This window comes from Maritimibacter alkaliphilus HTCC2654 (assembly GCF_000152805.1).
Lineage (GTDB): Bacteria > Pseudomonadota > Alphaproteobacteria > Rhodobacterales > Rhodobacteraceae > Maritimibacter > Maritimibacter alkaliphilus.
Window position 1 is genome coordinate 631,485 of record NZ_CH902578.1, and the last position, 26,112, is coordinate 657,596.

Below are 26,112 nucleotides of genomic sequence, written 5' to 3' on the forward strand. Positions count from 1 at the left end.
CGTGTTGGGAGACACTACACAGATCTCCGTCCGTGCACTGACGCGTGCGGACGAGCCCCAGTGGCGTCGCCTCTGGACAGAGTATCTGCGGTTCTATGAGAGCGCGGTCGACGAGGAGGTGTACCTGACCACCTTCGAACGGCTTCTCTCGGGGAACGAACCGCAGCATTGCTTTGTCGCCGAGGCGAACGGCGAAGCTGTGGGGCTCGTCCATTTCCTCTATCACCGCCACAACTGGCGGATCGAGGACGTCTGTTACCTGCAAGACCTGTATGCCGATCCCGAGGTCCGTGGCCTCGGCGTGGGGCGTGCGCTGATCGAAGCGGTCTATGAGGCCGCCGACCGGAACGGCACGCCCGTGGTCTATTGGAACACGCAGGAGTTCAACACGACGGCACGACGCCTTTATGACCGGATCGCCGAGAAGACACCGTTCATCAAGTACCAACGGGGGATACGCACATGAACGGGCACAGATGGATCGTGGGGGCGGTCACCGGGGCGGCTCTGGTTCTGGCAGGTTGCACAGGTGCACTGCAAACGCCAGCGTCGGAGTTCGCCCGAGAAGTCACGGCGCGGCAGTTGAACCTGCCCACGGAACTGCCACCAATGAAGGCGTTCAATTCGGGACCGACGCTAGCCGTCGCCCGCTCGAACGGCGAGGTCGCGTCGGACTTTCTCGATCTGTCGTTCCAGCTTGAATCGGGGCGCGCCCTGCCCGTCATGTCGCGCTTCGAAGGTCCGGTGACGGTCAAGGTCTCCGGTCGCAAGGCCTCGGTCCTCGACAGCGAGCTGGACCAGCTCATCGGGCGCCTGCGCACCGAGGCGGGCATCGACATCTCGCGTTACACGGGTCAGGGCACGCCCTCGATCACGCTCGAGGTCATTCCGAAACGTCAGCTTCAGGCGCTCGTGCCCGGTGCGGCCTGTTTCGTGGCCCCGAACGTTTCCGGCTGGCGCGACTACAAGACCAACCGCCGCTCGCCGCGCACGGACTGGACCAAGTTGCAGGTGCGCACGCAGATGTCGGTGTTCATCCCCGGCGACGTGGCTCCGCAGGAAATGCGCGATTGCCTGCACGAGGAAGTGGCGCAATCGCTGGGCCCGGTGAACGACCTCTACCGCCTCGCCGACAGCGTGTTCAACGACGACAATTTCCATACTGTTCTGACCGGCTTCGACATGCTGATCCTGCGGGCCTACTATTCGCCCGAACTCAGCTCCGGCATGACCCGCGAACAGGTGGCGGCGCGCCTGCCCGGCCTGCTCGCGCGGCTCAACCCGGCGGGCGGCATGGGGTATCCGGTCGCCACCTCGCCGACCCCGCGGTCGTGGAAAGCCGCGATCGAGACCGCACTCAGCGCCAACGAAAGCGGCACCCAGCGACGCAAGGCCGCCGGTCAGGCCGTGGACCTCGCCCGCGCCTATGGCTGGAACGACACGCGCCTCGCCTTCTCGCTTTTCGCGCTCGGGCGTCTCAATCTGGGCATCAACTCGGACGTGGCACTGGCGGCCTTCCGCGAGGCCGAGGCGATTTATGGCGCCCTGCCCGGCACCCGGCTTCAGGCCGCGCATATGGGCGTGCAGCTTGCCGCCCATGCCCTGTCGCTCGGCAATGCCGATACCGCGATCCGCATCGTCGACAACCATATGCCCGCCGTGCGTTCGGCCCAGAATGCCGCGCTTCTGTCGACGCTCCTGATGATAAAGGCCGAAGGGCTCGAGATTCTGGGGCGCGACGCTGAGGCGCATCTGGTGCGTCTCGACAGCCTCGGCTGGGCACGATATGGCTTCGGTTCCGACGCCGAGGTGGGACAGCGGCTGCTTGAAATCGCCGCGATCTCGCCCATCAAACGAGGCTGACCCTCCGGGGCAGCGACTTGCCCCGGGAGGCCACATGATCGTTTTCGCATTCGCCGTGTTCGGCGCGCTTCTCGGCGCTTATCAGGCCCGCAAACGCGGGGGTCAGCGGCTCGACCTTGCGCAATACGGCGCGGCCTATGGCATGGCTTTTGCAATTCTCGGCCTGTTTGTTACGGTCTTCCTCAGCCGAGGCCTGTAACAGGAGCACGCCGCCCGTGTTCATTCCCTTTTTCGAAACGCTCCGGAACAACAAGGTTCCCGTATCGCTGCGTGAATACCTGACCTTTCTGGAAGGGATGCGCGCGGGGCTTGCGACCTATGACGTCGAGGCCTTCTACTACCTCGCGCGCGCCTCGATGGTGAAGGACGAGCGCAATCTCGACAAGTTCGACCGCGCCTTCGCGCAGGCCTTCGAAGGGCTTGAGGCGATCAGTTTCGATCAGGTGTTGGAGGCGGTGGACATTCCGTCCGACTGGTTGACCAAGATGGCCGAGAAGCACCTGAGCGACGAGGAACGCGCCGAGATCGAAGCTTTGGGTGGCTTCGACAAGCTTATGGAAACGCTCAAGAAACGGCTGGAAGAACAAAAGGAACGGCATCAGGGCGGATCGAAATGGGTCGGAACCGCCGGCACCTCGCCCTTCGGCGCTTATGGCTACAATCCCGAAGGCGTCCGCATCGGGCAGAAGGAAAGCCGCCATCAACGCGCGGTCAAGGTCTGGGACAAGCGCGAGTTCAAGAACCTCGACGACTCGGTCGAGCTTGGCACCCGCAACATCAAAGTCGCGCTCAAGCGTCTGCGTAACTGGGCGCGCGACGGGGCGCATGAGGAACTGGACCTCGATGGCACGATCCGTTCGACCGCCGAGCATGGCTATCTCGACGTCAAGGTCCGGCCCGAACGGCGCAACGCGGTCAAGGTTCTGCTGTTTCTCGACGTGGGCGGCAGCATGGACCCGCATATCAAGGTGGTGGAAGAGCTGTTCTCGGCGGCACGGACCGAGTTCAAGCATCTCGAATACTACTACTTCCACAACTGCCTTTACGAAGGCGTCTGGCGCGACAACCGCAGGCGCTGGACCGAACAGACCCCGACATGGGACGTGCTTCATACCTATGGGTCGGACTACAAGTGCATCTTCGTCGGTGACGCTTCGATGTCGCCCTACGAGGTCGCGATGCCGGGCGGTGCCAACGAGCACTGGAACCCCGAGGCCGGATCGGTCTGGCTGCAACGCGCGCGCGAACAATGGCCCGATCACCTGTGGATCAACCCGCTTCAGGAACGCTATTGGCCCTATACCCAATCGGTCGAGATGATCCGTGAGATCTTCGAGGATCGCATGGTGCCGATGACGCTTGAAGGGATCGACCGGGGGATGCGCGAACTGGTGCGCTGATCCGTCTGCCCTGTCAGATGTGGCGGATCAGGTCGAACCACTTCGAATTGTCCCAGGCGCCGCTGATCGGCTTTTCGGCCCCGTCGGGTGCGAAGGCCGGGTTGATGAAAAACACGTCCACCTGACACAGCCGGTTGTCGTAATAGCACAGGTCGATGATGTCGAAGAGCGAGAGGCCAGCATCCACAAGGTGCTGACACCGCGCGAAAAAGCTTTCGACATGCGCCTCCATCACGACGCCGGAGCATTGGCTCAGGATCGGTGCCGCGCCTTTCAGGATCATCTCTTCCGCCCCGTCCACATCGATCTTGAGCAGGAACGGCCCGGTAAGGTTCAGATCCTCGACCAGCGTCGACAGCGTGACGGTTTCGACCGCACGCAGCGTCTGCCCCGGCGCATCCGTGTCGTTCAGGCGCGCATGTGTGATCGTGCTGGCGTCCGATGTGGTCGACAGCGCGATCTGCGCCGTTCCGTCGCTGTCCGAGGCCGCGCGGGCATCGAGCAGGAAATCGACGCCCCGCGCGGTGTAAGTGCGCCTGATGCTGTCATGGTATTCGACGATCGGCTCGCACAGGATGTGGCGGCGGTCGCCCAGCGTGTCGATCAGTTCCGGCGTGCCATACTGCACGCCCACGTCGATCACGGTTTCCACCGGAAACCCGGCGGCAAGAAACTTGGCGATGGAATCGCGCTTACCCGGAATGCGTGGCAAGATGCGTGAAATATCGTCCATAAGGGACTCCCGTTCTGGTGTCCCCTCATCTCCACTTGTCACCCACAATCCCAAGTTGAATGGATTCTTCGTGAGCGGTCAAGTTTGTGAACGCCGCGACGCGCATACGCACTGGCGCGAGGACGCGGCAAACTCCATATTCCTGACATGCTGAAGTTCACGCCCATCCTGATCGCGCTGCTTTACGGGTTCGTCCTGTGGTGGTTCTCGGCATGGCGTCTGCGGCATGAACTGGACGCGAAATCGACCGAGCTCGCCGATCCCAAGCTGCGCGCGCTGACCGAGCGGATGGCACAGGCGCTCGACCTGCCGCGCATCCGCGTGAACATCTACGAGATCGAGCCGGTCAACGGCCTCGCCTCGCCCGATGGACGCATCTTCATCACGCGCGGGTTTTATGACCAGTATCGGCAAGGCAAGGTTTCCGCCGAAGAACTGGCGAGCGTCATCGCGCATGAACTGGGCCATGTGGCGCTGGGTCACGCGCGACGGCGGATGATCGACTTTTCCGGGCAGAACGCGCTGCGCACGGCGCTTATCATGCTGCTGGGACGGTTCATTCCCGGTCTGGGGCCGATGATCGCGGGCGCGCTGTCGTCGATGGTCATGGCGCGCCTGTCGCGCGGCGACGAATACGAGGCCGACGCTTATGCCACCGCCCTGCTCATGAAATCCGGGATCGGCACCGCCGCGCAGAAGTCGCTTTTCGAGAAACTCGAAGACCTCACCAAGAGCCGGGGCAACGGTCAACCCGCGTGGCTTCTGAGCCACCCGAAAACGCACCAGCGCATTGCCGCCATCGAAGCGAACGAGGCCAAATGGGCGCGGTGACGCGCCTCAGCCGAACAGCCGGTGACACAACTCCAGCCCTTCGACGAGCCGGTCGACTTCTTCCGTCGTATTGTACATGCCGAAACTCGCGCGCGCCGTGGCGGGCACGCCGAGGTGGTCCATCAGCGGCTGGGCGCAATGGTGGCCGGCGCGGATCGCGATCCCTTTCTTGTCGAGGATCGTGGACAGGTCATGCGCATGTGCCCCGCCTTCGACCGTCAGCGAAAAGATCGCGGCCTTGCCCGGCGCCTTGCCCTGCACGTTAAGCCAGTTGAGCCCCTCGAACCGTTCGGCGGCATATTTCGCAAGCGATGCCTCGTGGGCCGCGATATTCTCCATCCCGACGCCCATCATGTATTCCAGCGCGACACCCAGACCGATGGTCTGGACGATCCCCGGCGTGCCCGCCTCGAACTTCATCGGCGGATCGTTGTAGGTGACGGTTTCGCGCGTCACCTCGCGGATCATGTCGCCGCCGCCCATGAAGGGCCGCATCTCGTCCATCCGCTCACGCTTGACGAAGATCGCGCCCGAGCCGGAGGGACCGTAAAGCTTGTGGCCGGTGATGGCGTAGAAATCGACGCCAAGATCCGCGACATCCACCGGCATGTGCACCGCGCCCTGTGAGCCGTCCACCAGCACGGGCACGTCCCCCGCACCGGCCTTGATCGCCTTCACGTCGACGATGGAGCCGAGGACGTTGGAGCATTGCGTCACCGCGATCAGCTTGGTCCGCTCGGTCACGGCGGCCAGCACCTTGTCCGCCGGGATCGACCCGTCCGCGTCGGGTTCGACCCAGACGAGCCTGACCCCCTGCCGTTCGCGCAGGAAATGCCACGGGACGATGTTGGCGTGATGCTCGGCCACGGTCAGGACGATCTCGTCGCCCTCGGCCATGCGCGGCGCGGCCCAGCCATAGGCGACCATGTTGATCCCCTCGGTCGTGCCGGAGTTGAACACGATCTCATCCTCGGACGGCGCGTTCAGAAAACGGGCGACGATGCCGCGCACCGCTTCGTATTTCTCGGTGGCGAGGTTCGACAGATAGTGCAGACCGCGATGGACGTTGGAATATTCCTCGGCATAGCCGCGCGTCACCGCATCGATCACCACCTGCGGCTTCTGGGCCGAAGCCCCGTTGTCGAGATAGGTCAGCGGCTGGCCGTTCACCTCACGCGCGAGGATCGGGAAATCCGCGCGGATCTTGTTCACATCATACATTACCAAGCTCTCCCGAGGTCATGGCCCCGCCGACCCCGAGGATCGCAAGGATGATCGACAGGATCGCGACGGCGATGAAACTGGTCAGAAGGATCGTCAGGAATACGCGCAGGGCCGAGGCGAAACCGTGCAGTTCCGCGATGAAATGGCTCAGAATCCAGAACCCGGTGAAGCCACCGAAGAGCCACAGCAGCGCGGCGAGAGACGGGGCGAAAAGGCTTAGGACCAGAACGACGGTCTGCACGATCAGAAGCACGAAGTTCAGCCAGGCGACCGTGACGATCCCGTCCTCGAACCGGCCCGTTCCGCCCGCCGACCGGCCCAGCCAGTAGATCAGAAAAACCGTGATGACGGCGATCGACGCCTCGGCCATCGCGACGATCAGCGGCATCGCGAAAATCGTGCCTTCGAGTTCCGGCGCGGGCGGGAACAGGACCGACGACCCGACACCCAGAATGGCGCCGATCACCATGAGAAGGATCAGGATCTGCCAAAGCGTCGCCCGGTCGAGGTTCAGCGCGAACAGCTCCCGCGCGATCTTGCGCGGCTCCGGGATGGACTGCATCGCCATTCCGAGAAGGTATCCCGGCTCGAACCTCACGCAACCGCTCCCACACCCGCCTCGGCGCTGACGAGGTTGACGATCCAGTGGATCAGGAAGGCCGCAAGCGCGATGGCACCCACGATGCTTTCTTCGACGCCCGGTCCGATGAACCCGGTGACGAGGCCCCAGAGAAGCCACAGGGGGCTGGCGACGAGAAGCGCCCAGAACAGTGCGAAGCGGGCTGCGAACCACGTGCCCTGCCCGCCCACGACCTTCGCGATCAGGTGGCTGATCGCAGCGATGCCATAGGCGGCGAGCGGCATGATGAAGAGCCAGGCGAACATCGCGCCGCCCAGAAGCGGGTTCAGTTCCTGCCCGGTTTCGATCGAGATACGTTGCAGGCGCGGGGCTTGGGCCACGAAAACCAGCATGCAGGCGACCATCAGCACGGCCAGTGCACGATCTTCGCGCACCGTATCGCCGAGGCGGCGCAGAAACACCGCGCGCGGCGCACGATAGGCGCGGATCACGTCACGCACGACCGACATGCTTATCCCCGCCTGCGCAGCAGCCAGCTTTCCAGCCGCTCGGTGATTTCCTCGCGGAAGCTCTCGTCCTCGATCTCTTCGATGGCTTCGGCCACGAAAGCGATGACGAGCAGGTCCATCGCGGTGCCTTTGTCGACGCCGCGCGCGCGCAGGTAGAACAGCATGTCCTCGTCGATGGCACCGGAAGTCGAGCCGTGTGAACAGGCCACATCGTCGGCATAAATCTCAAGCTCGGGTTTGGCGAGGAACTGCGCTTCGTCATCCAGAAGCAGCGACTGCGACTTCTGGTATCCATCGGTCTTCTGCGCCCCGCGCTTGACGAGGATCTTGCCCTGAAACGCGCCCACGGCGCCCTTCTGGAGCACCTTCTTGAACACCTGACGGCTTTCGCAGTTTTCCGCATCATGCGTGATGAAAACCGTGTCGTCGTGGTGGAAGTCACCGTGACCGAGCGCCGCACCGGCGATGTGGGCCGAAGCATTGGCGCCCTTCATCTCGATGAAGCTTTCGTTGCGCGTGAGGCGACCGTTGGCCGTCAGCGTGAAGCTCTTGAACAGGCTCTCGGCTCCCTGACGCACGAACATACCGGTCACGGCCTGACGTTCATGGTCACGCCCCTGCGCCCGGATATGGTGGAACCGCGCACCGTCCGCGATGTCCACCTCAAGGCACTTGTTGAACCGCGCCGCAGCCGGGCCGTTTTCAAGCAGGGTAAGCTCCGCGCCGGGCTCCAGCTTGACCACGTTGTGCAGGATCGCGTCGGAACAGTCGTCTTCGTGCTTGTAGATGAGCGAGATGGGCTTTGCGGCCTTCCCGGTCACGCGGATCAGCACGCCGTCGGTCGCGAAGGCGGTGTTGAGCGCGGCGAGCGGGCGTTCCACCGGGGTCTGGCTCGCCAGTTCGACTGTGCCGAAAACGCCCTTCGCCCAGTGGATGTCGGCTTTCGCGGCCTCGGCCAGCCTGTCGATCTCGACCCCGGCGAGGGTCAGGTCATCGGATTGCGCGGCGTCGAACACGCCATCCACGAAGACGATCTTGATCCGGTCGACCTCACCGAAAACCGGCATCTCGTCGCCGTGGTCAAACACGGCGGCGGGGGCGGGCTTGGGTGCGTTGAGAAGATCGGGCTTGGTGAAGCGCCAGTATTCATCGCGCGGCGCGGGCAGGCCCATCGCCTCCAACCGGCCAAGGGCCGATTTGCGCGCCTCGGTGATCCACGCGCCGCCTTCGGGCAGCGTCAGCGCGCCCAGCCGTTCGGCCAGCGCGTCGCGCTTGCGCGCGAGCAGTTTTTCCTTCGCGACCGCCATTACGCGGACTCCATCAGATCGGCATAACCGTTCTTCTCGACCTCGAGCGCCAGTTCCGGGCCGCCCGACTTCACGATCTTGCCGCCCGCCATGATGTGCACGACATCCGGCACGATGTGGTCGAGCAGGCGCTGATAGTGCGTGATGACGAGGAAGGCGCGGTTCGGGTCGCGCAGGGCGTTCACCCCGTCCGACACCAGTTTCATGGCGTCGACGTCCAGCCCGGAGTCGGTTTCGTCCAGAATGCACATCTTCGGCTCCAGCATCGCCATCTGGAGGATCTCGTTGCGCTTCTTCTCACCGCCCGAGAAGCCCACATTGACGGGGCGCTTGAGCATATCGGCGTCGATCTTGAGGTCTTTGGCCTTGGCCCGGATCACCTTGAGGAATTCGGCCGCCGACATTTCCTCTTCCCCGCGCGCCTTGCGCTGCGCGTTCACGGCGGTGCGCAGGAAGGTCATGTTGCCGACGCCGGGGATTTCCACCGGATATTGGAAAGCAAGGAACAGGCCAGCGGCGGCGCGTTCTTCCGCTTCGAGGTCGAGCAGGTCGTTGCCTTCGAGCGTGGCGGTGCCATCCGTCACCTCATACCCATCCTTACCGGACAGCACGTAGGACAGCGTGGATTTGCCCGAGCCGTTCGGCCCCATGATCGCGTGGACTTCGCCAGCGGGCACTTCGAGGGACAGCCCCTTGAGGATCTGCTTGTCCTCTTCTTCCAGTTTGACGTGCAGGTTTTCGATCTTCAGCATTTTCGTAATCCTTGTCTGGGCGCGTCCGGGCTTAGCCGACGCTGCCTTCCAGCGAGATGGCGACCAGTTGCTGGGCTTCCATCGCGAATTCCATCGGCAGGGCTTGCAGCACTTCCTTGGCGAACCCGTTGACGATCAGGGCGACCGCCTCTTCCTCGTCCATGCCGCGCTGGCGGCAGTAGAACATCTGGTCGTCGTCCACCTTGGATGTCGTCGCCTCGTGCTCGACGCGCGAGGACGGGTTCTTGACCTCGATGTAAGGCACCGTGTGCGCACCGCACTGGTCGCCGATCAGAAGGCTGTCGCACTGCGTGTAGTTGCGGCTGTTCGTGGCCTTGGGGTGCATCGAGACGAGCCCGCGATAGGTGTTGTTCGACTTGCCCGCCGAAATACCCTTGGACACGATGCGCGAGCGCGTGTTCTTGCCCAGATGGGTCATCTTGGTGCCGGTGTCGGCCTGCTGCATGTTGTTGGTGATGGCGATCGAGTAGAATTCACCCTGGCTTTCGTCGCCACGTAGCACGCAGGACGGGTATTTCCACGTCACCGCCGAGCCGGTTTCGACCTGCGTCCACATCACCTTGGACCGATCACCCCGGCAATCGGCGCGTTTGGTCACGAAGTTGAAGATGCCGCCCTTGCCCTCTTCGTCGCCGGGGAACCAGTTCTGAACGGTCGAGTATTTCACTTCGGCATCGTCGAGGATGACGATCTCGACCACGGCGGCGTGAAGCTGCGCGGTGTCGCGCTGGGGTGCGGTGCAGCCTTCGAGGTAAGAGACGTAAGCCTCTTTGTCCGCGATGATGAGCGTGCGCTCGAACTGGCCGGTGTTTTCCGCGTTGATGCGGAAGTAGGTGGACAGCTCCATCGGGCAGCGCACCCCCGGCGGGATGTAGACGAAGGAACCGTCCGAAAAGACCGCGCTGTTCAGCGTCGCATAGAAGTTGTCGGTCGGCGGAACCACCGACCCCAGATACTTTTTAACAAGCTCAGGATGCTCGCGGATCGCTTCCGAGATCGAGCAGAAGATGACGCCCGCCTGCTCAAGCTCCTTCTTGAACGTCGTGCCGACCGAGACGGAGTCGAACACGGCATCCACAGCGACCTTCCGCTCAGAATTGTCGCCGTCCGCCGGAACCTCACCCGCGCCTTCGACGCCCGCGAGGATCATCTGTTCCTTCAGCGGAATGCCCAGTTTTTCATAGGTGGCGAGCAGCTTGGGATCGACCTCGTCCAGCGATTTGGGCTTGGTCTCCATGCTTTTCGGGCGGGCGTAGTAATACTGATCCTGAAAGTTGATCTCGGGATACTCGACCATCGCCCAGTCGGGCTCTTCCATCTGAAGCCAGCGGCGATAGGCCGACAGGCGCCATTCGGTCATCCACTCCGGCTCGTCGTTCTTCTGGCTGATGAGCCGAACGATATCCTCGGTCAGCCCCTTGGGGGCGTATTCCATCTCGATATCGGTTTCCCAGCCGTATTTGTACTTGTCGCCAAGCGATTTGACGGCATCGACCGTTTCCTGTTCGACGCCTTCCTTGGCGACCATCGTGTCGTCGGCCATCTTCGCCTCTCAATCCCCGCGCCGGGCGCGGAATTTCTCGTATTCGCGGAGCCAAGCTTCGGCAAATGCCGAAACGTCCCCCTCTGTCGTTTCCGGACCCAACGAGACGCGAAGGGCGCTTGCCGCCTGCGTGTCGTCGTATCCCATGGCGCGCAGAACCCGGCTGGCCCGGACCTTGCCCGAGGAGCACGCCGAGCCCGCAGAAACTGCGAAACCAGCGAGGTCCATCACCATCACCTGTGTCTCCCCTTTCCAGCCCGGCGTGATGAAACAGGACGTGTTGGGGAGCCTGTTCGCGTCTTTCCCGACAAAAATAGTCTCTCTCGCGGATTCTGAAAGTCTTTTTTCTAGAATATTTCTAAGTTCAGCGACTTTCGTCCACACGCCGGCATCCAGATCGCGGGCGGCGGCCTCGGCAGCGGCCCCGAATCCGGCAATGCCGATGACGTTTTCGGTCCCGGAGCGCCGCCCCATTTCCTGACCACCCCCCTTGATCCGCGCGTCCACGTCCAATCCCCGTTTCATAATCAGCGCCCCGATCCCCTTGGGACCGCCGATCTTGTGGGCTGATACGATGGCCATGTCCGCTCCGGACCAATTGAAGGCGAAGGGCAACTTGCCGAACGCCTGCGTCGCGTCGCTCATCGCAAGGCCCGCGGGCCAGGTCTGGACGATGCCGGTCTCGGAATTGGCGATCTGAAGGCTAGAATGCGCGGGGTCGGTGACCGTGACACCGCCGTCGGCCGCCACGGCGAGGCGTGGATCGCACCAGGCCGAAACCGCCTCATGCTCGATCTCGGCGCAGGCGATCCCCCGGTCGGCCAACGCGAGCGCGGCGGCCTCGGTCGCCGAGGACACGAACACGACATCCGCGCCGTCCGCACCAAGCGCGGTCGCGACCTGACGCCGCGCTTTTTCGATCAGGCCCTTCGCCGCGCGTCCCTCGGTGTGGACCGACGACGGGTTTCCGGCCACGTCCATCGCGGCGACCATCGCCGCGCGCGCCTCGGCCCTCAAGGGCGTGGTCGCATTGTAATCGAGATAGACCCGTGCCACCGGCGCCCCCTTCGCATCGTTGCAGGCGGGATGTAAGGCGGTCGCTAGTCCTCGTCCACCACTTCGAACAGGCTGGGCACCGCCGGACAGGGGGCAAGTTCGTTATGCACCACGTCCGACAGGCGCGTCTGGTGCAAAAAGACATAGACATGGGCCGACAGCCCTTCCCACAGCCGATTGGTCATCGACTGGGCGCGCGTGCCCGATTTGCCGCCCGACGCCCCGGCGCCCGTGTGCATCGCGCTGACCGTTTCGTCCACTGCGGCAAGGATTTCGGCCACACGGATCTCCGACGACGGCCGCGCCAGCATATAGCCGCCACCGGGGCCGCGCACGCTTTCGACCAGTTCGGCCCGGCGCAGCTTGACGAACAACTGTTCGAGGTAGGGAAGCGAGATTTTCTGCCGTTCGCTCAGATCGGTCAAGGACATGCGCGTGCCTTCGGGCTGTAGCGCCAGCTCGGCGAGCGCGACCATGGCGTAACGTCCCTTTGTGGAAAGCTTCATGTATCCCCCCGAAACATTGACGAAACCGCGCCTGCGCTTTACGTGACTTGAAACCCTGCGCCGCCGTCGCGCCGGAAACTCAATGCTTGTAATTTGCCCGGTCTAGCCAGTCAAGAAAACCGGGCACGAGGGAGAGACAGACCCATATGCCCGAGGTGATTTTTCCCGGCCCCGAAGGCCGGCTCGAAGGCCGCTACCACCCGCAGAAGGACCGCGACGCGCCGATCGCCATCGTGCTGCACCCGCACCCGCAGTTCGGCGGGACGATGAACAACAAGGTGGTCTACAACCTCCACTACACGTTCTTCAAAATGGGCTTCACGGTCCTGAGGTTCAATTTCCGCGGCGTGGGCCGTAGCCAGGGCGAATACGATCAGGGCGTGGGCGAATTGTCCGATGCCGCCTCGGCGCTCGATTACCTTCAGTCGATGAACCAGAACGCCAAGCATTGCTGGGTCGCGGGCTTTTCGTTCGGGGCGTGGATCGGGATGCAGCTTCTGATGCGCCGGCCCGAGATCACCGGCTTCGTCAGCGTCTCGCCGCCCGCGAATATGTACGACTTCTCGTTCCTCGCGCCCTGCCCGTCCTCGGGTCTCATCATCAACGGCACCGGCGACCGCGTGGCCCCGCCTGCCGATACGCATTCGCTGGTGGACAAGCTGCATGAGCAAAAGGGCATCACCATCACGCATACCGAGGTCGAGGGCGCCGGTCACTTCTACGAAGGCGACCACATGAACACGATGCTGGGCGCGGTCGACGAATACGTCCGCCGCCGCCTGACCGAGACCACGCGCTGAGGGAACGCCATGCAACTCATCGACGACGTCGCGGACCGGGTGGCCATCGAGGTGCTGAAACTCGTGGATGAAACCGGAAATCCCGACATCATCGAGGATGTGAAGAAGGTCATCGGCACCTCGTCCCAGACACTGGAAGAGGCGTTCATGACCGCGATCCGCGTGCGCCGGGCCGAGGCGCGCGCGATGGAACTGCTCGCTTCCCTGCGCACCCAGAACGGTTAGGGGCCGGTGGCCGCGCCAAACCTGATCCAGACGTTTCTGCGCCAGATCACTTATGGCGGCAACGACGGGATCATCACCACCTTCGCCATCGTGGCGGGCTTCGCCGGCGCACAGGCCGAAGGGGTAGCCGAGGTCGGGGCGGTCGCGGTCCTGATCTTCGGCATGGCCAACCTGATCGCCGATGGGTTTTCGATGGGGCTGGGCGAATTCCTGTCGGACCGCTCGACACGGGCCCTGTGGCGCGGCCGCGCCGCCCGGATCGACCGCCAGTCGGCACGCGAAACCCAAGCCGATCTCGCCGCCGCCCTCATGACCGAGGGGCTTTCGCCCGATGCGGCCGCCCGCGCGGCCGAGGCCATCGCGACCTCGCCCGCCCTCGCCCGCGACATGACGTTGCGCTACCGCGACAATGCCGAAACGCCCCATGGCGCGCCGCCCGCCCTGCGCGGCCTCGTCACCTTCGCGAGTTTTCTCGCCTTCGGCCTGATCCCGATCCTGCCGTTCTTCCTCGCGCCCGACCACCCGTCGACGCCCTGGGTCTCTGCCGCCGCCACGCTGCTCGCCCTCGCCCTTCTGGGCCTCCTCAGATGGCGCGCCACCCGTGAAAGCGCCGCGCGCGCGGTCGGCGAAACCCTGATCCTCGGCGCGCTCTGCGCGGCACTAGCCTTTGGCGCAGGCAACATCGTCGCGGGCCTCGGCTGACGCGCACCTCTTCTCTGTTTCAGAAATACTTCGGGAGGTCCGGAGGGCTGGCCCTCCGGACGCGCCGCAGGCGCGTAGCCACCGCGACGCGCTTAGGCGCGGCGCAACATCAGGCGCTCACAACCGATAGACATCCGCGAACTTCGCTTCGAGATACTCGAGCAGCGGCGCCTCGCTCGGCTCTTCCCCGCCACAGGCCCGCGTCACCACCTCGCGCGGCTCGAAAAGCCCACCGTGGCGTTGCAGGTTGTCGGCAAGCCACTTCGTCGCCTCGGCCGGTTCGCCTTTCGACAGATGGCTGTCCACCTCGGGCACCTGCGCGCGCAGCGCCTTCATCAGACAGCCCGCATAGACGTTGCCCAGCGAATAGGTCGGGAAATAGCCGAACAGACCCACCGACCAGTGCACGTCCTGAAGGCAGCCGTTCGACGGCTTGTCGACCTTCACACCGAAATCCTTTTCGAACCGGGTGTTCCATGCCTCTTCCAGATCGCGCACGGCGAGTTTGCCCGAGATCAGGTCGCGTTCCAGATCGAAGCGCAAAAGGACGTGCAGGTTATACTGCACCTCGTCCGACTCGGTGCGGATGAAGCCCGGCGTCACCCGGTTCACCGCGCCGTAGAACGCATCCGCATCCTTGGTCGACAGCGGGCCGAACACGTCCTTCATCCGGGCGAACAGCCATTCGGTGAAGGCGCGTGAGCGGCCCATCTGGTTCTCGTAGATGCGGCTCTGGCTTTCGTGCACGCCCATCGACACACCCGCGCCCAGAGGCGTCAGCAGGTAATCGCGGTCGATGTGCTGCTCGTAGCAGGCATGGCCGACCTCATGCACCGTCGAATAGATCGAGCCGAACGGATCGGTCGCACTGGTGCGCGTGGTGATGCGCACGTCGAGACCGGAGCCGGACGAGAACGGATGCACCGCCTTGTCGATCCGCCCGTGCGCCATGTCGTAACCGAAAGCCTTGGCGATTTCGCGCGTGAGCTTCATCTGCGCCTGTTCGTCGAACGTGCCGGTAAGCGGCGCGGGTTGGTGATCGGCCCCCATGACCCGGTCGCGCAGGTCCACCAGCCTCGGGCGCAGCGCGTCGAACATAGCCTCGAGCTCGGACGCCGTCGCGCCCGGCTCGTAGTCGTCGAGCAGCGCATCGTAGGGATCGCCGCCAATCGCGAGCGCCTCGGCCTCGTGCCGCTTCAGCTCCACCACTTTCTGAAGCACGGGGGCGAAGGCCTTGAAATCGTTCTCGGCCCGCGCGTCGGCCCAGATGCGCTGAGACGACGATGTGACGCGCGCGATCTCGCCCGCCAGTTTGACGGGCACCCGGCTGGTGCGGTCGAAACGACGCTGGATGTGCCGCACGTTGGCCTGCGCCACGGGGCCCAGAGACGCGGCGTCGATGGCCGTCAGCCAGTCGCCCACGCGCGGGTCCGTGCGCCGGGCATGCAAGACGTGCTCAAGCGCCTCGCTTTCCTCGGCGCGCTGCGGTCCTGCGCCGCGCGGCATGACCGTCTCCTGATCCCATCCCAGACGGCCGGCGATCTGGCCAAGCGCCTGCGTCTGGCGCTCGAACTCCATCAATTCATCGTAGTGCGACACGCCATTACCCCCTGACGGATTGAGCCTTCGGATAGCCCGCACGGTAACGCGCGGTCACGATGAGGGAGAAGGTCAGGATAGCCCCCGCCTGATGCACGATGGCGATGTGCAGCGGCGAGGCGTTCAGCACGGTCACGATGCCGATCACCATCTGAACTAGGATCATGCCGGACGCCAGCATGAAGGCGTTGCGTGTCGATGGTGCCGCCGCCTTGCGGCCCCGGAAAAAGGCACCGATGGCGAACAGGACCAAGAGATAGCCCACGATCCGGTGCATGAACTGCACGAGGCCGGGGTTTTCGAAGAGGTTGCGCCAGACCGGTTCGATCGAAAAGGCGTCCGGCGGAAAGAACTGCCCCGCCATCATCGGCCAGTCGACGAAACTGCGGCCCGCGTCGATCCCGGCGACCAGTGCGCCCAGCAGAATTTGCAGGAAAGCCAGATGCATAAGGCCCGTGCCCATGCCGAACAGCGACTTTTCGCGCAGGCGTCGCGCCTGCATCACTTCGGCCTCGCTGCGCCCAAGCAGCAGGATGCACCACAGGATCAGCGCGAGAATGGCGAAGGCGAGTCCCAGATGGGTCGCAAGCCGATAGGAGGCGACCGAGGTCATTTCGCCCTGAAGGCCGGAATGCACCATCCACCAGCCCACGGCGCCCTGCACCCCGATCATCACGCCGATGGTAAGCAGACGCCCGTTCCAGCCACCCGGCACACGCTTGGTGAGGGCGAAGAACAGAAAGCCCGCGATCCAGACCAGACCGATGAACCGGCCAAGCTGACGGTGGCCCCATTCCCACCAGTAGATCGACTTGAACTCCGACAGGCTCATGCCTTCGTTCATCAGCCTATACTGCGGAGATTGCTGGTATTTCTCGAACTCCGAGGCCCAGACTTCGCCGCTCGTCGGGGGCAATGAGCCACCCACGAGGTTCCATTCGGTGATCGACAGACCGCTGTCGGTCAGGCGCGTCATCCCACCCACCAGAACCATGACGGTGATGAGCGCGAAGAGCGCGATCAGCCAGGCCCGGATGCCGCGCCGGGCCCCGCGCCCGCCACCACGTTCGATCATGCCCGTCTGGGCGGTCTGGCGCGTCGGCGTATCCTGTCCGACCTCTTCGAAAATGCTGCGACCTGGTTGAGCCATCGGCGTCCTCATGTCTTGTTTCGCGGGACTATCGGGGAAGCCCCAGAAAATGCCAAGCCGGAATGCCGGTTTTAAGGGCGACTTTTGGACGCTTCCGATTGCACCCCATAGCTGGTTGTTGGTATAGAGAACGAAACAAAATGTGGTGAACACATCACAGGCGGAAGACCCATAACAAACGAACGGCGGACGACTTGAACGACACCCCGGAACCCCCTGAAAACGGTGGCGAATTGCCGCCCGAACGACCCACCTATTCCGGCCCCTCGATCACGATCGAGCAGGAGATGCGGAATTCCTACCTCGATTACGCGATGAGCGTGATCGTGAGCCGGGCGATTCCGGACCTGCGCGACGGGCTGAAACCGGTGCACCGGCGCATCCTTTACGCGATGCACGAGGTGGGCAACACGCACGACAAGCCCTACCGGAAGTCGTCGCGCCCTGTGGCCGACACGATGGGCCAGTATCACCCGCATGGCGACGCCGCGATCTATGACGCGCTCGCCCGGATGACGCAGGATTTCTCGATGTCGCTGCCCCTCCTCGACGGTCAGGGCAACTTCGGCTCGATGGACGGGGATAAGCCCGCGGCCTTCCGTTACACCGAGGTTCGGATGGAGAAGGCGGCGCAGGCGCTGCTGGAAGACATCGACAAGGACACGGTCGATTTTCAGGACAACTACGACGGCAAGCAGCGCGAGCCGATGGTGCTCCCGGCCCGGTTCCCCAACATGCTGGTCAACGGCGCGGGCGGGATCGCGGTCGGCATGGCCACGAACATTCCGCCGCATAACCTTGGCGAAGTCGTCGATGCGACGCTCGCCATGATCGAAAGCCCCGACATCTCAGACGAACGGCTGATGGAGATCATCCCCGGCCCCGACTTCCCGACCGGCGGCGTGATCCTTGGCCGTTCCGGTGCGCGCAAGGCGTATCTGGAAGGGCGCGGCAGCGTGATCCTGCGCGCCAAGACCCGCGTCGAAGAAATCCGCAAGGACCGCTACGCCATCGTCGTCGACGAAGTGCCGTTTCAGGTGAACAAGGCGATGATGATCGAGAAGATCGCGGACCTCGTGCGCGACAAGAAGCTCGAAGGCATCGCCGCCATTCAGGACGAAAGTGACCGTCTGGGCGTGCGCGTGGTCATCGAACTCAAACGCGATGCGACGCCCGAGGTGGTGCTGAACCAGCTTTTCCGCTTCACCCAGCTTCAGACCAGCTTCGGCTGCAACATGCTGGCCCTGAACGGCGGCAAGCCCGAGCAACTGACGCTGCGCGATTTCCTGCGTCATTTCATCACCTTCCGCGAAGAAGTCGTGGCGCGGCGCACCGCGTTCCTGTTGCGCAAAGCGCGGGATCGGTCGCACATCCTGTGTGGTCTGGCCGTCGCCGTGTCGAACGTCGATGAAGTGGTCGCGACCATCCGCGCCTCGGCAGACGCCGCCGAAGCGCGTGAAAAGCTGATGACGCGCCGCTGGCCCGCCGAAGACATCGCGGATTACATCCGTCTGGTGGACGACCCCACGCACACCATGAACGACGACGGGACATACAACCTGTCGGAAACGCAGGCGCGCGCGATCCTCGAACTGCGGCTCCAGCGCCTGACCCAGATCGGGGTCAAGGAAGTCACGGACGAGTTGCAGGAACTGGCGGGCAAGATCCGCGAATACCTCGACATCCTGCGCTCGCGCGACCGGATCATGGCGATCATCTCGGACGAGTTGACGGCGGTGAAGGACGAATTCGCCGTGCCGCGCCGCTCCGAGATCGTCGAGTGGTCCGGCGACATGGACGACGAAGACCTGATCGAGCGTGAGGATATGGTGGTCACCATCACCCAGTCCGGCTGGGCCAAGCGCACGCCGCTGGCCGAATACCGCGAGCAGAAACGCGGCGGTAAGGGCCTGTCTGGCATGGCGACCAAGGACGAGGACGTCATCACGACGCTATTCGTCGCCAACACCCACACGCAGCTTCTGTTCTTCACCACCGATGGGATGGCCTACAAGCTCAAGACATGGCGTCTGCCGCTGGGCGGCCGCACCTCACGCGGGAAGGCTATCGTGAACATCCTGCCGATCCCCACGGGCGTCGGCATCGCCGCGATCATGCCGGTGGACCGGGACGAGGCCGATTGGGACGACCTTCAGATCGTCTTCGCAACGTCGAAGGGCTCGGTGCGCCGCAACCGTCTGTCGGATTTCACCAACGTCATGCGCAACGGCAAGATCGCGATGAAGTTCGAGGGCGAGGACGAGAACACCCGCCTCATCAACGCGCGCATCTGCGACGAGAACGACGATGTGATGCTAGTGACCAACAAGGGCCGCGCGATCCGCTTCCCGGTGCCGGACGTGCGCGTGTTCAACTCGCGCAATTCGACCGGCGTGCGCGGCATCCGCCTTCTGGGCAAGGATGACGAAGTCGTGTCGATGTCGGTGATCCGCCACTTCGACGCCACGTCCGAAGAGCGCACCGCCTATCTCAAGATGCGCCGCCAAATGGCCGGGGCCGACGAGACGGACGACAGCGACGACGAGGATGAGGCCGTCGAAGGTGCGATCACGCAGGAGCGGTTCGAGGAAATGCAGGCCGCCGAAGAGCTGATCCTGACCATCACCGAAAAGGGTCTGGGCAAGCTGTCGTCAAGCCACGACTACCCCGTGCGCGGGCGCGGCGGTCAGGGCGTCACCGCCTTTACCAAGGCGATGCCCGGCGGCGATCTGGTCGCCTGTTTCCCGGTCGGGATGGAGGATCAGGTGATGCTCGCCACCTCCAAGGGCCAGTCGATCCGCTGCCCCGTCAACGGCATTTCGTTCCGCTCGCGCGGCGCGGGTGGCGTGAAAGTGTTCAACACCGGCAAGGGCGAAAGCGTCGTGTCGGTGGCCTGGATCGCGGAATCGGCGGACGAGGACGAGGCCGAGGAGGCGACGGATGCCTAAGGGCGTGCGGCGAACCTGATGTTCCCGACGCTCACACGCACCGAGGCGCAGGCGCGCCATTGGGATATCATCATCGCGGGGAGTTCCTTCTCCGCGATGTTCTTTTTGCAGGGTCTGCCGAAGGGGCTTTCGGTCCTCGTGATCGAAAAGGGTCGCCACATGACCCATGCCGAGCAGATCGCCAGCGGGTTTCGCAATCTCGAAGCCGTGCCGATGAACAATCGCTCCGGGCATGACAAGGAATGGGTGTTTCACAGCCTGCTGGGCGGCAACTCGAACTGCTGGTGGGCCTGCACCCCGCGCTTTCATCCCAGCGATTTTCGGATGCAGAGCCTTTACGGCGTGGGCGAGGATTGGCCGCTCAATTACGACGACCTCGCGCCCTTTTATCAGGAGGTCGAGGAGGCGATGGACGTGAACGGCGGCGGGTCGGATCACGTCCTGCCGCGCGACAAGCCGTTTCCTTACCCCGCGCATCTGCCGACGCGGTCCGACAAGGTGCTGCGGGCGCATTCGGACCTGTGGTGGGCGCAACCGACCGCGCGGGCCAACGGCGGGCCGCGCGCGCAGTGTTGCGCCAACGGGGTCTGCGACGAATGCCCGATCGACTCGAAATACTCGGTGCTGAACAGTTTCGACCGCCTCGCTTATGACGGCGCGTATCTGTTGACCGAGACCGAGGTGCGCGCCGCCCGGATCGAGGGCGGACGCGCAACGGGCGTATTGGTGCGTGACGCGGATGGCGAGGGCGAGATTTCGGGCAGCGCCGTGGCACTTGGCACCAACGCGCTTTTCAACGCCGTGATCCTGCTGCGCTCCGGCGTGGATCACCCCAAACTCGGCGTCGGGATCAACGAACAGGTCGCGCAGAATGTGCTGATCGACGGGCCGGGGCTGGGCTATTTCGGCGGCACCTCCGTCACCGGGCATGGCTACGCGCTGTATGACGGGCCGCACCGCGCCAATCATTCGGGCGTGTTGATGGAGACCTACAACGCGCCGATGGAGCTGCGCCCGGACCCCGGCAAATGGACCGAGAGGCTCCGAATGAAGATCATCGCGGAAGATCTGCCGCGCGACGACAACCGGGTGGTGCTGGACGGCGACGATTACGTGATCGAATGGGCCGGGCATGATGCCTATGCCTGGGACGGGCTGGCATGGGGGCTGGAGCGGATGCAATCGATCCTGCCCGACGGGCTGGATTTCTGGGGCTGGACCGAGCCGGTCAAGACCGAGAAACACGCGATGGGCACGCACCGCTTCGGCTCCGACCCCGCGCGCCATGTGGTGGACCCGGACCTGCGGGTGCATGGCGTTGACGGGCTGTTCGCTCTCGGCTCCGGCGTCTTTCCCACGTCGAGCCTCGCCAACCCGACGCTCACCTTATCGGCGCTGGCGCTTCGGGCCGGGCGGAAGGTTTCATGAAGCGGCGCGCGTTCATAGCCACCAGCAGCGCGGCGGCGCTTGTCGCAGCCACCCCGGCGCAGGCGCAGCTCTTCCGGGGGCGCAAGCTCGCCGCCCTCGTCGAACGCTGCCGCGCCCATCTGGCCAGAAGTTTCCCGGCCTCGGTCATGGCGCAACCCGCGACGGAAACCTTCCTCGCCGCCTATGCCGAACATGCGCTGGATCGTCCAGACCTGTTCCCCGAAGACGGTGCCTTCTTCCACTTCCTCACGTCCACCACCGTGATCGCCCATGTGGAAACCGGCGAAGACCTGTCGTTCGACGTGATTTTCGACCCGCATGACGCGCCTTGTTCGAACCATCTGGGCGCACTCTACGCTCCAGTTGGCGAACACGACGCCTAGCGTTTCCAGTCCGCGAACAGTCGCGGCAATTCACGTTCATTTCCCACAAATGCCGAACAATCACCTCGGCGCGTCCCCGATCCTGCCCCAATCGGATGGCCTATTGGGATCAACGCAAGAGGGACCGGACACATGGCCTATACCTATCGACGCATCGACCTGACCCGCCGCCCGACCGAGGCGCGCTTTCGCGATTTCCGGCCCACCGGACGCTATGCGCAGATCCTCGACCTGATCGGCTATGGCAAGGGACCGAAAAGCCCGCAGGCCGCCGCCCTCGCCGCAAGTTAACCGAATACCGCCTCCTCAAGGTGCAAACTGGCCCGCGCAAGCGGGCCTTTTCTTTTGCGCACCGAGCGCCTAAATCGCCACCATGTCCAAAACGCTTCATATCGTCGGCGGTGGCATGGCCGGGTCCGAGGCCGCGTGGCAGGCTGCCAACGCGGGGCTCGACGTGGTCATCCACGAAATGCGCCCCAAGGTCGAAACCTTCGCCCACCACACCGGCAAGCTGGCCGAGATGGTCTGTTCCAACTCGTTCCGTTCGGACGACAGCGAGCAGAACGCGGTCGGGCTCCTGCATTGGGAAATGCGGCAAGCGGATTCGCTGATTATGGCGGCGGCCGACAAGCACCGGCTGCCCGCAGGTGGTGCGCTTGCCGTGGACCGCGAACCGTTCTCGCAACACGTCACCGACACCCTGCGCGCCCTGCCGAACGTGACCGTAGTGGACGAGGAAATCACCGATCTGCCCGGCGAAGGCCATTGGCTGTTCACCACCGGGCCGCTGACCTCGCCCGCACTTGGCGAAGCCATCGCGCGGGAAACCGGGGCGGACCGGCTTGCCTTCTTCGACGCCATCGCCCCCATCGTCTATGCCGAAAGCATCGACATGGACGTGGTCTGGGCGCAGTCGCGGTATGACAAGGGCGAGACCGAGGAAGAGCGCAAAGCCTACCTCAACTGCCCGATGACCAAGGACCAGTACGAAGCGTTCATCGACGCGCTGCTGGCCGCCGACAAGACCGAGTTTCACGAGGGGGAGACGGCGGGCTATTTCGACGGTTGCCTTCCGATCGAGATCATGGCCGAGCGCGGGCGCGAAACACTGCGCCACGGGCCGATGAAGCCCGTCGGCCTGACCAACGCGCACAAGCCCGACGAAAAAGCCTATGCCGTGGTGCAACTGCGCCGTGACAATGCGCTCGGCACCCTGTTCAACATGGTCGGCTTCCAGACCAAGATGAAATACGGCGCGCAGACCGAGGTGTTCAAGATGATCCCCGGTCTGGAGAACGCGAGTTTCGCGCGTCTGGGCGGCATCCACCGCAACACTTTCATGAACTCGCCCACGCTTCTGGACGAACAGATGCGCCTGCGCACCCGTCCGAATGTGCGCTTCGCGGGTCAGGTCACGGGGGTCGAGGGCTACGTGGAAAGTGCCGCGATGGGGCTGCTTGCCGCGCGCTTCGCCATTGCCGAACTGGCGGGTGCCAGCCTGCCCCCGGTGCCGAACACCACCGCCATGGGCGCGCTCGTCACCCACATCACCGGTGGGGCCGAGGCCAAGACGTTCCAGCCGATGAACGTGAACTTCGGGCTGTTCCCGCCCGTGGACCTCAAGGGTGGGCGCAAGAACCGGCCTGCCCGCTACAAGGCCTATACCGACCGCGCGAAGGACGATTGGCGGAACTGGTTGACGGGTTCGGCGGTTGAGACGGCATGAACTATCTACTCGCCATTCTGCTGCCGCCGCTGTCGATCCTTCTGACGGGTCGGCCGATCCTTGCCATCATCATCTTCCTGATCTGGGTGCCCGCGATCATCTTTTCGGGCGGGCTCACGCATCCGATGTTCATCATCCTCGCGTGGATCCTGATCTATCAGTCGGGTGAGGAGCGACGCACGCGCCGGATCGAACGCGCGGCGGGCGAATAAGCCTCCGGGTGGACCTCCTGCCGTGAGCGTCCTACGCTTGGGCCATGGCTGACAAGTTTCTCGACAAGGTCTACGACACGGACCCCGACCGCCTGACCGATCTCTATGATGACTGGGCGGGCGATTACGACGGTGAACTCATCGACAACGGATATGCGACGCCGGGGCGGCTGGCCCGCGCGCTCGCCTCGGTCGCCGAGGACAAGAACGCACCGCTTCTGGACTTCGGATGCGGCACGGGGCTGGGCGGCGCGGCGCTGGCGGCTGTCGGTTTCCGCACGCTCGACGGCTGTGACGTGTCCGAAGGGATGCTTCAAGAAGCGCGGATGAAGGGCATCTACCGCAACCTCTGGCAGACCGACGAGTCCGGCCGCCTGCCCTTCAATCTGTCCGACTATCCTCTGGTTGCGGCGATCGGCGTGATCTCGACCGGGGCCGCACCTGCCGAGATGCTGCCCTATATCGCGCGGCTCATGTCGCCCGGCGCACTGCTCGCCTTTTCCTACAACGATCATACGCTGGAGGACGCCGCCTATATGGACGCGCTCGACAGCGTGACGGAAACCGCGTCGATCCTTTTCGACGCGGTCGGCGATCACATTCCCGGCCTCGGGTCCAAATCCCGTGTCTACGTGCTGGAGATCGGCTGAGTGCGCACCCGCTTCGCCCCGTCTCCGACGGGTCTGCTGCATCTGGGGCACGCGTTCTCTGCCCTGACCGTGTGGCAAGTCGCGGCGGATCTGGGGGGCACGGCGCTTCTTCGGATCGAAGACACCGACAGCACGCGCTGCCGGGCCGAATACGAAACGGCGATCTACGAAGACCTCGGATGGCTCGGGCTCGACTGGCCCGCGCCCGTGTGGCGGCAATCCGAGCACCTCGCGGACTACGCGGCGACGCTTGAGCGGTTGGCCCTGCGTGGCCTGCTTTACCCCTGTTCCTGCTCCCGCAAACAGATCGCCGAAGCCGGCGCGACGCCGGGGTGGGACGGGCTGGTCTATCCGGGCACCTGCCGCCAGCGCCCGATGTCGGAGGCACGACCGGGCGATGCGTTGCGCCTGAACTTGTCTGCTGCGCTCGAAGCGGCCGGCCCCTTGCCCGCCTTCACCGAAACCGGACCGCTCCACGCCGGGACGCATCGCCCCGATCCCGCCGCGCTCATCGCGCATGTCGGGGACCCGGTGCTTCGGCGCAAGGAAACCGGCGACCCGGCCTATCACCTCGCCTGTCCTCAGGACGACGCGGCACAGGGCATCACCCATGTCGTGCGCGGCGCGGACCTGTGGCACGCGACCTTTCTGCATGTGGTGATCCAGACGCTGATGGGCTGGCCCGTGCCCACCTATCACCACCACGACCTGATCCGCGACGAGGGTGGAGCGCGGCTTGCCAAGATCGCGCACAGCCGCGCCATCCGCGCCTATCGTGAGGACGGCCTGACGCCCGACGACCTGCGCGCGCGCGTCGGGTTCTGAACGCGCACAGGGAACATCGCGCCGGAGTCCTTGGTTTGTGACGGACAACACCGACCACAAGGAGCGCGCCCCCGCCATGTTCGACTGGCTGACCGAAAACATCGAAGTCGTCCAACTGATCGCGTCCGTGACCACCACGATCGTCTGGATCGTCTACCTGAACATCTTCCTTCAGGGCTTCATCCAGCAACGCAGGTCCAGTCTGCTCGTCAACCGCGGCGGCGGCGAAGACCTCGACAGCCGGTGTCTTGTCTCGAACATGGGGGCGCAGCCGATCTATTTGCTCGACGTTCTGGCGGCCACCGAGGGCAAGACCGCCCCGACGCTTGCGAGCGTGGTGGACCGAAAGGAACTGCGCGACGGGCAGAACGAGCGGCCCAGCGAAGTGACGGGACAGGGTCCGATCAACTGCGGCAGCTACGTAGACATCGGCAGCTTTCGCGACGTGGTGGAACGGGCCGAATTCCACGGGCTGAAAGCGGTCGAGAACGACAGCAAGCGCCTGAAGCTGATCGTGGTCGCCGCGACCAATCAGGCCAAGCACATCGTCGCCGCGAGCCGGGAGTTCGACATCGAGGGGGATGGAGACGCGGTTGCGGTGCGCCCCCGTTCGGTCGAAGCCCGTCAGATCCGCGCACGCCGCAAACGCAAACGCCTGACGAAGCTCCTGGAGGAAATCCAGCGCAAGAGAAGCGGCGAAGCGGTGGAAAGCGCCGAGATCGACCGGCTGTGAGGGATCACGCTATCGGCGTCATCAACTCAACCTCTTCGCCGTCGCGAACGGCGGTGTAGAAGCATGACCGGCGGTTCGTGTGGCAAGCCGGGCCTTCCTGTTCGACCACGGCCAGCAGGCAGTCACGGTCGCAATCGACCCGCAGGTCCACCAGCTTTTGCACGTGGCCCGAAGTTTCGCCCTTGATCCAGAACGCCTGCCGCGAGCGGCTCCAATAGGTCACGCGGCCCGTTTCCAGCGTCTTCGCGACCGCTTCGGCATTCATCCAGGCCATCATCAGCACTTCGCCGGTCCCGGCGGCCTGTGCGATGCAGGGGATCAAGCCCTTGTGATCGTAGACCAAGGTCTGAGGGTCGAAAGCCATGGCCGTTCCTTTCCAAACGCGTTTCGCTCGCCTATCTAGGGA

General features: G+C 64.1%; 29 protein-coding genes. 17 read left to right on the forward strand and 12 right to left on the reverse strand.

Translation table 11 applies throughout. The features are described 5' to 3' along the window. Positions 1 to 4 precede the first annotated feature (4 nt). From RB2654_RS04205 to RB2654_RS04220, 4 genes are read left to right on the forward strand one after another with little or no spacing between them, the layout of a single operon-like run. Positions 5 to 466, forward strand: a complete 462-nt coding sequence (locus RB2654_RS04205) for a GNAT family N-acetyltransferase (protein WP_008328892.1) — start codon at positions 5 to 7, stop codon at positions 464 to 466. Next, a complete protein-coding gene (locus tag RB2654_RS04210; RefSeq protein WP_148912583.1) occupies positions 463 to 1,863 on the forward strand; it encodes a DUF2927 domain-containing protein in 1,401 nt (466 codons plus the stop codon). The genes RB2654_RS04205 and RB2654_RS04210 overlap by 4 nt, the downstream gene beginning before the upstream one ends. A 34-nt stretch (positions 1,864 to 1,897) precedes the next feature. Beyond that, positions 1,898 to 2,062, forward strand: coding sequence for a hypothetical protein (locus RB2654_RS23670; protein WP_008328894.1), 165 nt, complete (start codon positions 1,898 to 1,900; stop codon positions 2,060 to 2,062). Positions 2,063 to 2,078: 16 nt separating this feature from the next. Then, positions 2,079 to 3,263 (forward strand): vWA domain-containing protein, encoded by a 1,185-nt coding sequence (locus RB2654_RS04220; protein WP_008328895.1) that lies wholly within the window; start codon positions 2,079 to 2,081, stop codon positions 3,261 to 3,263. Positions 3,264 to 3,276: 13 nt separating this feature from the next. Here RB2654_RS04220 and RB2654_RS04225 read toward each other — a convergent pair whose 3' ends face one another. Continuing rightward, a complete protein-coding gene (locus RB2654_RS04225; RefSeq protein WP_008328896.1) occupies positions 3,277 to 3,996 on the reverse strand; it encodes an FkbM family methyltransferase in 720 nt (239 codons plus the stop codon). A gap of 147 nt (positions 3,997 to 4,143) precedes the next feature. Here RB2654_RS04225 and RB2654_RS04230 point away from each other — a divergent pair, with 147 nt between their 5' ends. Then, positions 4,144 to 4,827: a M48 family metallopeptidase gene (locus RB2654_RS04230; protein WP_008328898.1), complete on the forward strand. Its 684-nt coding sequence runs from the start codon at positions 4,144 to 4,146 to the stop codon at positions 4,825 to 4,827. 6 nt (positions 4,828 to 4,833) lie between these two features. On the opposite strand, the gene RB2654_RS04235 is transcribed toward RB2654_RS04230, so the two are convergent. From RB2654_RS04235 to iscR, 8 genes are read right to left on the reverse strand one after another with little or no spacing between them, the layout of a single operon-like run. Beyond that, positions 4,834 to 6,048: a cysteine desulfurase gene (locus RB2654_RS04235; RefSeq protein ID WP_008328899.1), complete on the reverse strand. Its 1,215-nt coding sequence runs from the start codon at positions 6,046 to 6,048 to the stop codon at positions 4,834 to 4,836. Beyond that, positions 6,041 to 6,649, reverse strand: a complete 609-nt coding sequence (locus RB2654_RS22265; RefSeq protein WP_148912584.1) for a Yip1 family protein — start codon at positions 6,647 to 6,649, stop codon at positions 6,041 to 6,043. The genes RB2654_RS04235 and RB2654_RS22265 overlap by 8 nt, the downstream gene beginning before the upstream one ends. Next, complete coding sequence (locus tag RB2654_RS04245) at positions 6,646 to 7,140, reverse strand: hypothetical protein (RefSeq protein WP_008328902.1); 495 nt, start codon at positions 7,138 to 7,140, stop codon at positions 6,646 to 6,648. Before RB2654_RS04245 ends, RB2654_RS22265 begins: the two co-directional genes overlap by 4 nt. 2 nt (positions 7,141 to 7,142) lie before the next feature. Then, entirely contained in the window at positions 7,143 to 8,447 is a 1,305-nt protein-coding gene (gene sufD / locus RB2654_RS04250; protein ID WP_008328903.1) for a Fe-S cluster assembly protein SufD, read from the reverse strand. Beyond that, a complete protein-coding gene (gene sufC / locus RB2654_RS04255) occupies positions 8,447 to 9,199 on the reverse strand; it encodes a Fe-S cluster assembly ATPase SufC (RefSeq protein ID WP_008328904.1) in 753 nt (250 codons plus the stop codon). The genes sufD and sufC overlap by 1 nt, the downstream gene beginning before the upstream one ends. Positions 9,200 to 9,230: 31 nt before the next feature. Continuing rightward, positions 9,231 to 10,763 (reverse strand): Fe-S cluster assembly protein SufB, encoded by a 1,533-nt coding sequence (gene sufB, locus RB2654_RS04260; protein WP_008328905.1) that lies wholly within the window; start codon positions 10,761 to 10,763, stop codon positions 9,231 to 9,233. Positions 10,764 to 10,772: 9 nt separating this feature from the next. Beyond that, the gene (locus RB2654_RS04265) at positions 10,773 to 11,819 is read right to left on the reverse strand and encodes a cysteine desulfurase family protein (protein WP_008328906.1); all 1,047 of its coding nucleotides are present in this window, start codon (positions 11,817 to 11,819) and stop codon (positions 10,773 to 10,775) included. A 44-nt stretch (positions 11,820 to 11,863) separates the two neighbouring features. Beyond that, positions 11,864 to 12,325 (reverse strand): Fe-S cluster assembly transcriptional regulator IscR, encoded by a 462-nt coding sequence (gene iscR, locus RB2654_RS04270; protein WP_040884385.1) that lies wholly within the window; start codon positions 12,323 to 12,325, stop codon positions 11,864 to 11,866. A 146-nt stretch (positions 12,326 to 12,471) separates the two neighbouring features. On the opposite strand from iscR, the gene RB2654_RS04275 reads away from it, so the two are divergent. The 3 genes from RB2654_RS04275 to RB2654_RS04285 are packed head-to-tail and all read left to right on the forward strand — an operon-like array spanning position 12,472 to position 14,052. After that, on the forward strand, positions 12,472 to 13,125 hold the full coding sequence (locus RB2654_RS04275) for an alpha/beta hydrolase (RefSeq protein ID WP_008328908.1): 654 nt from the start codon (positions 12,472 to 12,474) through the stop codon (positions 13,123 to 13,125). Positions 13,126 to 13,134: 9 nt separating this feature from the next. Further along, positions 13,135 to 13,350, forward strand: coding sequence for a hypothetical protein (locus tag RB2654_RS04280; protein ID WP_008328909.1), 216 nt, complete (start codon positions 13,135 to 13,137; stop codon positions 13,348 to 13,350). 6 nt (positions 13,351 to 13,356) lie between these two features. Beyond that, entirely contained in the window at positions 13,357 to 14,052 is a 696-nt protein-coding gene (locus RB2654_RS04285) for a VIT1/CCC1 transporter family protein (RefSeq protein WP_008328910.1), read from the forward strand. A 117-nt stretch (positions 14,053 to 14,169) separates the two neighbouring features. Here the strand turns inward: RB2654_RS04285 and RB2654_RS04290 are convergent, their stop codons facing one another. Both RB2654_RS04290 and ctaA read right to left on the reverse strand, forming a co-directional pair. Beyond that, positions 14,170 to 15,651, reverse strand: a complete 1,482-nt coding sequence (locus RB2654_RS04290; RefSeq protein WP_008328911.1) for a carboxypeptidase M32 — start codon at positions 15,649 to 15,651, stop codon at positions 14,170 to 14,172. A 4-nt stretch (positions 15,652 to 15,655) separates the two neighbouring features. Next, the gene (gene ctaA / locus RB2654_RS04295; RefSeq protein ID WP_008328912.1) at positions 15,656 to 16,801 is read right to left on the reverse strand and encodes a heme A synthase; all 1,146 of its coding nucleotides are present in this window, start codon (positions 16,799 to 16,801) and stop codon (positions 15,656 to 15,658) included. A gap of 194 nt (positions 16,802 to 16,995) precedes the next feature. Here ctaA and gyrA point away from each other — a divergent pair, with 194 nt between their 5' ends. From gyrA to RB2654_RS04335, 9 genes are all read left to right on the forward strand, one after another. Continuing rightward, on the forward strand, positions 16,996 to 19,749 hold the full coding sequence (gyrA, locus tag RB2654_RS04300; protein WP_008328913.1) for a DNA gyrase subunit A: 2,754 nt from the start codon (positions 16,996 to 16,998) through the stop codon (positions 19,747 to 19,749). Positions 19,750 to 19,767: 18 nt separating this feature from the next. Then, entirely contained in the window at positions 19,768 to 21,177 is a 1,410-nt protein-coding gene (locus tag RB2654_RS04305) for a GMC oxidoreductase (protein ID WP_008328914.1), read from the forward strand. Then, a complete protein-coding gene (locus RB2654_RS04310) occupies positions 21,174 to 21,560 on the forward strand; it encodes a hypothetical protein (protein WP_008328915.1) in 387 nt (128 codons plus the stop codon). Before RB2654_RS04305 ends, RB2654_RS04310 begins: the two co-directional genes overlap by 4 nt. A 132-nt stretch (positions 21,561 to 21,692) precedes the next feature. Next, a complete protein-coding gene (locus tag RB2654_RS23310; protein WP_008328916.1) occupies positions 21,693 to 21,851 on the forward strand; it encodes a hypothetical protein in 159 nt (52 codons plus the stop codon). A gap of 82 nt (positions 21,852 to 21,933) precedes the next feature. Continuing rightward, on the forward strand, positions 21,934 to 23,286 hold the full coding sequence (gene trmFO / locus RB2654_RS04315; RefSeq protein ID WP_008328917.1) for a methylenetetrahydrofolate--tRNA-(uracil(54)-C(5))-methyltransferase (FADH(2)-oxidizing) TrmFO: 1,353 nt from the start codon (positions 21,934 to 21,936) through the stop codon (positions 23,284 to 23,286). Continuing rightward, positions 23,283 to 23,498, forward strand: a complete 216-nt coding sequence (locus RB2654_RS04320) for a hypothetical protein (protein WP_008328918.1) — start codon at positions 23,283 to 23,285, stop codon at positions 23,496 to 23,498. The genes trmFO and RB2654_RS04320 overlap by 4 nt, the downstream gene beginning before the upstream one ends. A gap of 44 nt (positions 23,499 to 23,542) precedes the next feature. After that, positions 23,543 to 24,148 (forward strand): class I SAM-dependent DNA methyltransferase, encoded by a 606-nt coding sequence (locus RB2654_RS04325; protein WP_008328919.1) that lies wholly within the window; start codon positions 23,543 to 23,545, stop codon positions 24,146 to 24,148. Next, a complete protein-coding gene (gene gluQRS, locus RB2654_RS04330) occupies positions 24,149 to 24,973 on the forward strand; it encodes a tRNA glutamyl-Q(34) synthetase GluQRS (protein ID WP_008328920.1) in 825 nt (274 codons plus the stop codon). 37 nt (positions 24,974 to 25,010) lie between these two features. Beyond that, positions 25,011 to 25,706, forward strand: coding sequence for a hypothetical protein (locus RB2654_RS04335; protein ID WP_008328921.1), 696 nt, complete (start codon positions 25,011 to 25,013; stop codon positions 25,704 to 25,706). A gap of 4 nt (positions 25,707 to 25,710) precedes the next feature. Here RB2654_RS04335 and hisI read toward each other — a convergent pair whose 3' ends face one another. Further along, positions 25,711 to 26,070 (reverse strand): phosphoribosyl-AMP cyclohydrolase, encoded by a 360-nt coding sequence (gene hisI / locus RB2654_RS04340; protein ID WP_008328922.1) that lies wholly within the window; start codon positions 26,068 to 26,070, stop codon positions 25,711 to 25,713. Positions 26,071 to 26,112 lie beyond the last annotated feature (42 nt).

Bases quoted from the DNA above. Each gene is read 5' to 3' on its own strand.
- RB2654_RS23670 (WP_008328894.1), top strand. From the start codon at position 1,898: ATGATCGTTTTCGCATTCGCCGTGTTCGGCGCGCTTCTCGGCGCTTAT.
- RB2654_RS04310 (WP_008328915.1), top strand. From the start codon at position 21,174: ATGAAGCGGCGCGCGTTCATAGCCACCAGCAGCGCGGCGGCGCTTGTC.
- RB2654_RS04325 (WP_008328919.1), top strand. From the start codon at position 23,543: ATGGCTGACAAGTTTCTCGACAAGGTCTACGACACGGACCCCGACCGC.
- ctaA (WP_008328912.1), bottom strand. From the start codon at position 16,801: ATGGCTCAACCAGGTCGCAGCATTTTCGAAGAGGTCGGACAGGATACG.
- sufC (WP_008328904.1), bottom strand. From the start codon at position 9,199: ATGCTGAAGATCGAAAACCTGCACGTCAAACTGGAAGAAGAGGACAAG.
- trmFO (WP_008328917.1), top strand. From the start codon at position 21,934: ATGTCCAAAACGCTTCATATCGTCGGCGGTGGCATGGCCGGGTCCGAG.
- RB2654_RS04230 (WP_008328898.1), top strand. From the start codon at position 4,144: ATGCTGAAGTTCACGCCCATCCTGATCGCGCTGCTTTACGGGTTCGTC.
- RB2654_RS23310 (WP_008328916.1), top strand. From the start codon at position 21,693: ATGGCCTATACCTATCGACGCATCGACCTGACCCGCCGCCCGACCGAG.
- iscR (WP_040884385.1), bottom strand. From the start codon at position 12,325: ATGAAGCTTTCCACAAAGGGACGTTACGCCATGGTCGCGCTCGCCGAG.
- sufD (WP_008328903.1), bottom strand. From the start codon at position 8,447: ATGGCGGTCGCGAAGGAAAAACTGCTCGCGCGCAAGCGCGACGCGCTG.
- hisI (WP_008328922.1), bottom strand. From the start codon at position 26,070: ATGGCTTTCGACCCTCAGACCTTGGTCTACGATCACAAGGGCTTGATC.
- RB2654_RS04280 (WP_008328909.1), top strand. From the start codon at position 13,135: ATGCAACTCATCGACGACGTCGCGGACCGGGTGGCCATCGAGGTGCTG.
- RB2654_RS04305 (WP_008328914.1), top strand. From the start codon at position 19,768: ATGTTCCCGACGCTCACACGCACCGAGGCGCAGGCGCGCCATTGGGAT.
- sufB (WP_008328905.1), bottom strand. From the start codon at position 10,763: ATGGCCGACGACACGATGGTCGCCAAGGAAGGCGTCGAACAGGAAACG.
- RB2654_RS04235 (WP_008328899.1), bottom strand. From the start codon at position 6,048: ATGTATGATGTGAACAAGATCCGCGCGGATTTCCCGATCCTCGCGCGT.
- RB2654_RS04210 (WP_148912583.1), top strand. From the start codon at position 463: ATGAACGGGCACAGATGGATCGTGGGGGCGGTCACCGGGGCGGCTCTG.
- RB2654_RS04320 (WP_008328918.1), top strand. From the start codon at position 23,283: ATGAACTATCTACTCGCCATTCTGCTGCCGCCGCTGTCGATCCTTCTG.
- RB2654_RS04245 (WP_008328902.1), bottom strand. From the start codon at position 7,140: ATGTCGGTCGTGCGTGACGTGATCCGCGCCTATCGTGCGCCGCGCGCG.
- RB2654_RS04225 (WP_008328896.1), bottom strand. From the start codon at position 3,996: ATGGACGATATTTCACGCATCTTGCCACGCATTCCGGGTAAGCGCGAT.
- RB2654_RS04275 (WP_008328908.1), top strand. From the start codon at position 12,472: ATGCCCGAGGTGATTTTTCCCGGCCCCGAAGGCCGGCTCGAAGGCCGC.